Raw genomic sequence first — 6,106 nt, forward strand, 5'->3', positions numbered from 1 at the left:
ATCAAACAAAAGGCCCGGATTTACCGGGCCTGAATGTCAGTCCAGAAGAGAGCCGGGTTCAAACCATTCCCGGCGCGAGTTGAGCAGATCCTGTGCCGACATCGGTTTTTTACCGGCGGGTTGCAACTGAAGTAAATTGAGTACGCCATCGGCGGTGGCAATGTGAATGCCCTGTTTGTCAGCCTTAACGATCTCGCCCGGTCGTTTATTGACATGAGGTAAAACACCGGCTTGCCATACTTTTACTGGCTGATCATTTACCATAAAAAAGCTAACCGGCCAGGGATTAAAGGCGCGAATGCAGCGTTCAAGCTGTTCCGCGGGTAACTGCCAGTCAAGACGTGCTTCCTCTTTGCTGAGCTTCTCAGCATAATTTGCCAGGGTTTCATCCTGTTTCACCGGCTGGGCGTTGCCCTCACGTAACTGCGACAAGGTTGTCAGTAGCCCTTCTGGTCCGAGGCTGGCCAGCTTGTCGTATAACGAAGCACTGGTGTCTTCAGCAGTAATAGGGCAGGCCAGTTTTACCAGCATATCACCGGTATCCAGCCCGACATCCATTTGCATGATGGTGACACCGGTTTCCTGATCACCCGCCCAAAGCGCGCGCTGAATAGGCGCCGCGCCGCGCCAGCGTGGCAGCAACGAACCATGTACGTTGATGCAGCCCAGACGTGGCATCTCAAGCACGGCTTTCGGCAGGATAAGGCCATAAGCCACCACGACCATGACATCGGCCTGCAAATCGGCAACCAGCTGTTGGTTTTCCGCAGGGCGCAACGATTTGGGCTGAAAAACCGGAATGTCGTGGGCAAGAGCCAGCGCTTTTACCGGGCTCGCGGTCAACTTATTGCCGCGCCCGGCAGGGCGGTCTGGTTGGGTGAAAACACCAACGACCTTATGCTCAGATGCGAGCAACGCGTCAAGGTGACGCGCCGCGAAGTCTGGTGTGCCAGCAAAGATTATATTAAGCGGGGCAGACACGTTTATCCCTTTTTCAGATCTCAAGAGGCCTGGGCGTTTTGCCGCGCCAGTTTTTCTAACTTTGTCTTGATTCGCTGACGCTTTAAAGGCGACAGATAATCGATAAACAGTTTGCCATCCAGATGATCAATTTCATGCTGAATACAGATAGCCAGCAGGTCACCGGTTTCCAGTTCAAACGGCTTACCTTCGCGATCTAACGCCCGCACTTTTACCCGCTCTGCACGAGGCACAAAGGCGCGTTGCTCAGGAATGGACAGGCAACCTTCTTCGATACCTGTTTCACCACTTTTTTCCAGAAGCTCGGGATTGATCAATACCAGTCGCTCGTCCCGGTTCTCAGAGACATCAATCACAATGATGCGCTGATGAATATCCACCTGCGTAGCGGCAAGGCCGATACCTTCTTCGGAATACATGGTTTCGAACATATCATCAACGATACGCTGAACTTCTGCGTTAACTTCTTTGACTGGCGCGGCGATCTTGCGCAGGCGCTCGTCAGGAAAATGTAACACCTGTAAAACTGACATAAATATCCAGATCTATATTCTAAAAGGAAAAGATTACTGCCTCATATTGTAGACTTTTTAGTACTTGATTGACAGCATTCTGCGGAGGGATGCGACGGTTATCAGGAGGCCGTGACGATGGAAAAAAGGGCGCGATTACTGCGGCTGGCCGCGATACCCGGCCTGACGGGCCGACGCTGGCTGAACGCGGCGCAGCAACTGTGCGCAGGTCAGGATATTGATGTGATATTAAGCCAAAAGGGCTTCGAGACAGCGCAACATCATTATGCCCATCAGAAAACCACGGACTGGCTGGCAACCGTTAACACTTGGCTGGCACAGTGTCCAACGCATCACCTGATTACGGCGCTGGATGCGCATTACCCCGCTCAACTCCTTGAAACGGCCTGTTTCCCTCCGCTCTTATATGTAAACGGTGATCCAACCGTATTATCTTCACCTCAACTGGCGGTGGTAGGCAGCCGTCTGTGTTCGCCCTCAGGCCGTTACTGGTGCGACTGGTTCACCCAACAACTGGCATTGAGCGGTTTGACCATAACCAGTGGGCTGGCTATCGGGATTGATGGCGTGGCACACCGTGCCGCATTAAATGTGCAGGGTAAAACCGTGGCCGTACTAGGGAGTGGACTGGCCCATCTGTATCCCAAAAAACACACTGCGCTGGCGCAGGAGATTGTTATGCAGGGAGGCGCCGTGATCTCGGAGTTTCCGCTTACTGCCGCGCCACTGGCGCATCAGTTTCCGCGCAGAAACCGTATTATCAGTGGGTTAAGTCAGGGTGTTCTCGTCATTGAAGCGTCATTAAAAAGTGGTTCATTAGTCACAGCCCGTTATGCATTAGAGCAGAATCGCAATGTTTATGCCTTACCGGGTGCGCTGGGTAACAGCGGCAGTGAGGGGACAAACTGGCTGATCCAACAAGGTGCCATGTTGGTGGCACATCCTAATAACATTGTCGAAGATTTACGCGCTATGCTTAACTGGTTACCTGTTAACCCGTCAGATGAAATTTATTCTGATGCCAGTGACGATGCTCCATTGCCATTTGCCGAGCTGTTGGCTAACGTAGGTGATGAGGTTACACCTGTTGACGTTGTCGCTGAACGTGCCGGCCAACCTGTGCCAGTTATTACAGCTCAATTGCTGGAACTGGAGTTAGCAGGATGGATCGCAGCTGTACCCGGCGGCTATGTCCGATTGAGGAGGGCATGCCATGTTCGACGTACTCATGTACTTGTTTGAGACCTATATCCACAACGAAACAGAAATGGGTGTTGATCAGGACAGATTGACAGATGACTTAACGGATGCCGGTTTCCACCGCGAAGATATTTATAATGCGTTGAACTGGTTAGAGAAATTGGCGGACTATCAGGAAGGACTGGTCGCACCAATTTTGCTGGCAAATGATCCGCTCTCTATGCGCATCTATACCGATGAAGAGAGCAAGCGTTTAGATGCCGAAAGCCGCGGTTTCCTGCTGTTCCTGGAGCAAATCCAGGTACTGAGTCTGGAAACACGAGAAATGGTCATTGAACGTGTCATGGCGCTTGATACGCTGGATTTCGATCTTGAGGATCTTAAATGGGTGGTGCTGATGGTGCTGTTTAACATCCCTGGATGTGAAAACGCGTATCAGCAGATGGAAGAACTGCTATTCGACGTCAACGAAGGTATGCTGCATTAAATTTTTACTAATGCATGACTGTTATGAGTAAAACCGCACTCTTTACTGTGCGTAAACAGGATCCCTGCCCCGCATGCGGGGCAGAACTTGTTATACGTTCAGGAAAGCATGGCCCATTTTTGGGCTGTGCAAATTACCCTGCCTGTGACTATATCAAGCCTTTGGGAAACCAGGGTGATGGGCATGTTGTCAAAGTTCTGGAAGGCCACGTTTGCCCACAATGCGGGGCGGATAAAGTATTACGCCAGGGCCGATTTGGCATGTTTATTGGCTGTAGCGACTATCCTGCGTGTGATTACACCGAAACCATCGATAAACCGGATGAAACCACGATCGACTGTCCGCAGTGTCAGCAGGGTAAGCTGGTACAACGCCGCTCGCGTTTTGGTAAAACGTTTCATGCCTGCGAACGCTATCCAGCCTGTCAGTTTGCCGTGAACCTGACGCCAGTGGCGGGGCGCTGTCCGCATTGTGAATTTCCGCTTTTAGTCGAGAAAAAGACGGCGCAGGGCATCCGGCTTTTCTGCGCCAGTAAAAGTTGTGGCAAAGCTATTATTCAAGAGACATAAGACATAACCATGTTAAATCAACCCGTTGCCGGCTCATTGCAGGATTGTGTAAGCCATCTTAACCAGCATGCTGTGATTGCCTATCCCACCGAAGCGGTATTCGGCTTAGGCTGTGATCCCGATAATGAATCTGCGGTCATGGCACTGCTGGCATTAAAAAAACGGCCAGTAGAGAAAGGCTTGATCCTGATAGCTGCCGACTATGATCAGCTTAAACCTTACGTATCAGATGAGGCCTTAACCACGGAGCAGCGTGAACGTATGTTTGCCTGTTGGCCAGGCCCGGTCACCTTTGTCGTGCCTGCTTCTCCGGTTACCCCGCGCTGGTTAACCGGGCAATTTGATTCGCTGGCCATCCGCGTTAGCGATCATCCGGATGTTCAGGCGCTGTGCCGGGCGTTTGGAAAACCTTTGGTATCGACCAGCGCTAATCTTTCCGGTCAGCCACCGTGCCGTTCAGTCGAAGAGGTCAAATTGCAGTTTGGCACCGCGTTTCCCGTATTGAATGGAAAGACAGGAGGAAGGCTCAATCCTTCTGAGATTCGCGATGTCATCAGCGGCAATTTGATACGCCAGGGTTAATATATGGCAAATTTTGCAGTTTTCGGTCATCCCATTAGTCACAGCAAATCGCCGCACATTCATCAGGCGTTTGCGCGACAGACAGGAATCTCTCTTCAGTATGATCGTATTGATGCGCCTGTTGATGCTTTTCCTGAGACTCTCCGCACTTTTTTCCACGACGGCGGGGCGGGTGCGAACATTACGCTGCCTTTTAAACAGCAGGCGTGGGCATTTGCCGACCAGTTGACCGAGCGCGCTGCGCTGTCAGGGGCTGTGAACACGCTAAAGCTGTGTGATGATGGCCAAATTCTTGGCGACAATACGGATGGTATTGGGCTGCTCAGCGATCTTCAGCGCCTTGGGATGATTAAGCCCGACAGCCATCTTCTGCTGGTGGGGGCAGGTGGGGCCGCTCGGGGCGTCATTCTCCCTCTGCTTTCAATGGGAGCAACGATCACGGTCGTGAACCGAACGGCGTTGAATGCGCAGACTCTGGCCGCAGAGTTTGCCCATCGCGGAGCGATTAATGCGTGTTCGTTTGACGCGCTTGTGGATAGACATTTCGACCTTGTCATTAATGCCACATCAAGTGGTATTCAGGGAGAAGTACCGCCGTTGCCGCCTTCATTAGTTCATGCTGAGCTACGTTGCTACGATATGTTCTATCAGAGTGGCTTAACGCCTTTCCTGCGCTGGTGTCAGCAGCACGGTTCATCTCATCTTGCTGACGGGCTGGGGATGCTGGTGGGTCAGGCCGCGCATGCCTTTCATCTATGGCACGGGGTGATGCCCGAAATCGCACCGGTCATCGCCTCATTAAAAGCCGGGATGCAGTCATGAACCAGGCGATACAGTTTCCTGATCGGGAAAGCCTGAATACAGAACTAAGGGCCGTTTGTTTCCCTGTTCTGGTAAACGGGTTGGGCTTAACCTGCGCTATCAGTGTTGAGGCGCTTAATGAACAGTTCGGTGAGGGAGAAGCGATGACGCTGTTTCGCCATCATCGCTAGGATTTGGAAGATCAGGCCGAAGACTGCATTCGAAACGATCAGGTCGATAATGAAGGATGGGTCTGGCTGTCTCCGGCCAGATAGTCGTTCTTCCAGTTAACATAGTTGCTGGCAGAGTAAAGTAGACCTTCAATTTCTTTTTCATTCAGCGGCCGGATTTGTTTGACCGGGCTCCCGACATACAGATAGCCACTTTCCAGTCGTTTGCCGGGGGGAACCAGGCTCCCGGCACCAATCATAACGTCGTCTTCAACAATGACGCCATCCAGTACGATTGAGCCCATTCCAACCAGTACGCGATTGCCTATCGTGCAGCCATGCAGCATCGCTTTATGCCCAACCGTTACGTCTTCCCCAATTATCAGAGAAAAACCGGCAGGGTTGGCCTCTGATTTATGCGTGACATGCAGGACGCTGCCATCCTGAATATTGGTTCGGGCACCAATATGCACCTGGTTCACATCGCCACGAATAGCGACTAACGGCCAGATACCTACATCATCTTCCATAATGACGTCACCCGCTACCACGCTGGTGGGATCAACCATGACGCGCAGACCCAATTTTGGGAAAAGATGTTTGTAAGGGCGTAACGCTACAGTCATTTTGTTCTCCTTTTACTGAGTTTACTGGCAGCCTGATGCGATTCTGACCAACTGGCAAGGGGATTTTGTGCCGGATCGTTGGTGATCTAATCAATATGAATGTTTTCTCGGCAGTCAGTAAAAAGATCCAAAAAAAGGGTTGTGCAATTCATTCGGA

General features: G+C 51.6%; 8 protein-coding genes and 1 pseudogene. 6 read left to right on the forward strand and 3 right to left on the reverse strand.

The genetic code is table 11. From position 1 onward, the window contains the following. Positions 1-36: 36 nt before the first annotated feature. Both fmt and def read right to left on the reverse strand, forming a co-directional pair. Positions 37-981, reverse strand: a complete 945-nt coding sequence (gene fmt, locus RAC65_RS13930; RefSeq protein WP_006120607.1) for a methionyl-tRNA formyltransferase — start codon at positions 979-981, stop codon at positions 37-39. Positions 982-1,001: 20 nt separating this feature from the next. After that, complete coding sequence (def, locus tag RAC65_RS13935; RefSeq protein WP_006120608.1) at positions 1,002-1,514, reverse strand: peptide deformylase; 513 nt, start codon at positions 1,512-1,514, stop codon at positions 1,002-1,004. A 117-nt stretch (positions 1,515-1,631) separates the two neighbouring features. On the opposite strand from def, the gene dprA reads away from it, so the two are divergent. The 6 genes and pseudogenes from dprA (at position 1,632) to RAC65_RS13965 (ending at position 5,428) form a co-directional block, all read left to right on the forward strand. Then, a complete protein-coding gene (gene dprA, locus RAC65_RS13940) occupies positions 1,632-2,756 on the forward strand; it encodes a DNA-protecting protein DprA (RefSeq protein WP_033741508.1) in 1,125 nt (374 codons plus the stop codon). Then, positions 2,728-3,201: a DUF494 family protein Smg gene (smg, locus tag RAC65_RS13945; RefSeq protein WP_006120660.1), complete on the forward strand. Its 474-nt coding sequence runs from the start codon at positions 2,728-2,730 to the stop codon at positions 3,199-3,201. The genes dprA and smg overlap by 29 nt, the downstream gene beginning before the upstream one ends. A gap of 23 nt (positions 3,202-3,224) precedes the next feature. After that, positions 3,225-3,770, forward strand: coding sequence for a topoisomerase DNA-binding C4 zinc finger domain-containing protein (locus RAC65_RS13950; RefSeq protein ID WP_367143594.1), 546 nt, complete (start codon positions 3,225-3,227; stop codon positions 3,768-3,770). Positions 3,771-3,779: 9 nt separating this feature from the next. Next, entirely contained in the window at positions 3,780-4,352 is a 573-nt protein-coding gene (gene tsaC / locus RAC65_RS13955) for an L-threonylcarbamoyladenylate synthase type 1 TsaC (RefSeq protein ID WP_033741505.1), read from the forward strand. Between the two features lie 3 nt (positions 4,353-4,355). Next, positions 4,356-5,174 carry a shikimate dehydrogenase gene (gene aroE, locus RAC65_RS13960; RefSeq protein WP_033741503.1) on the forward strand — a complete coding sequence of 273 codons (819 nt, stop codon included), beginning with the start codon at positions 4,356-4,358 and terminating at the stop codon, positions 5,172-5,174. Next, a pseudogene (locus RAC65_RS13965) lies at positions 5,171-5,428 on the forward strand (DUF1488 domain-containing protein). The gene aroE and the pseudogene RAC65_RS13965 overlap by 4 nt, the downstream one beginning before the upstream one ends. On the opposite strand, the gene RAC65_RS13970 reads toward RAC65_RS13965, so the two are convergent. Then, complete coding sequence (locus tag RAC65_RS13970) at positions 5,383-5,949, reverse strand: gamma carbonic anhydrase family protein (RefSeq protein WP_110269053.1); 567 nt, start codon at positions 5,947-5,949, stop codon at positions 5,383-5,385. The pseudogene RAC65_RS13965 and the gene RAC65_RS13970 overlap by 46 nt on opposite strands. Between the last annotated feature and the right edge of the window lie 157 nt (positions 5,950-6,106).

The organism is Pantoea sp. BS_8 (genome assembly GCF_041954965.1).
GTDB lineage: Bacteria > Pseudomonadota > Gammaproteobacteria > Enterobacterales > Enterobacteriaceae > Pantoea > Pantoea stewartii.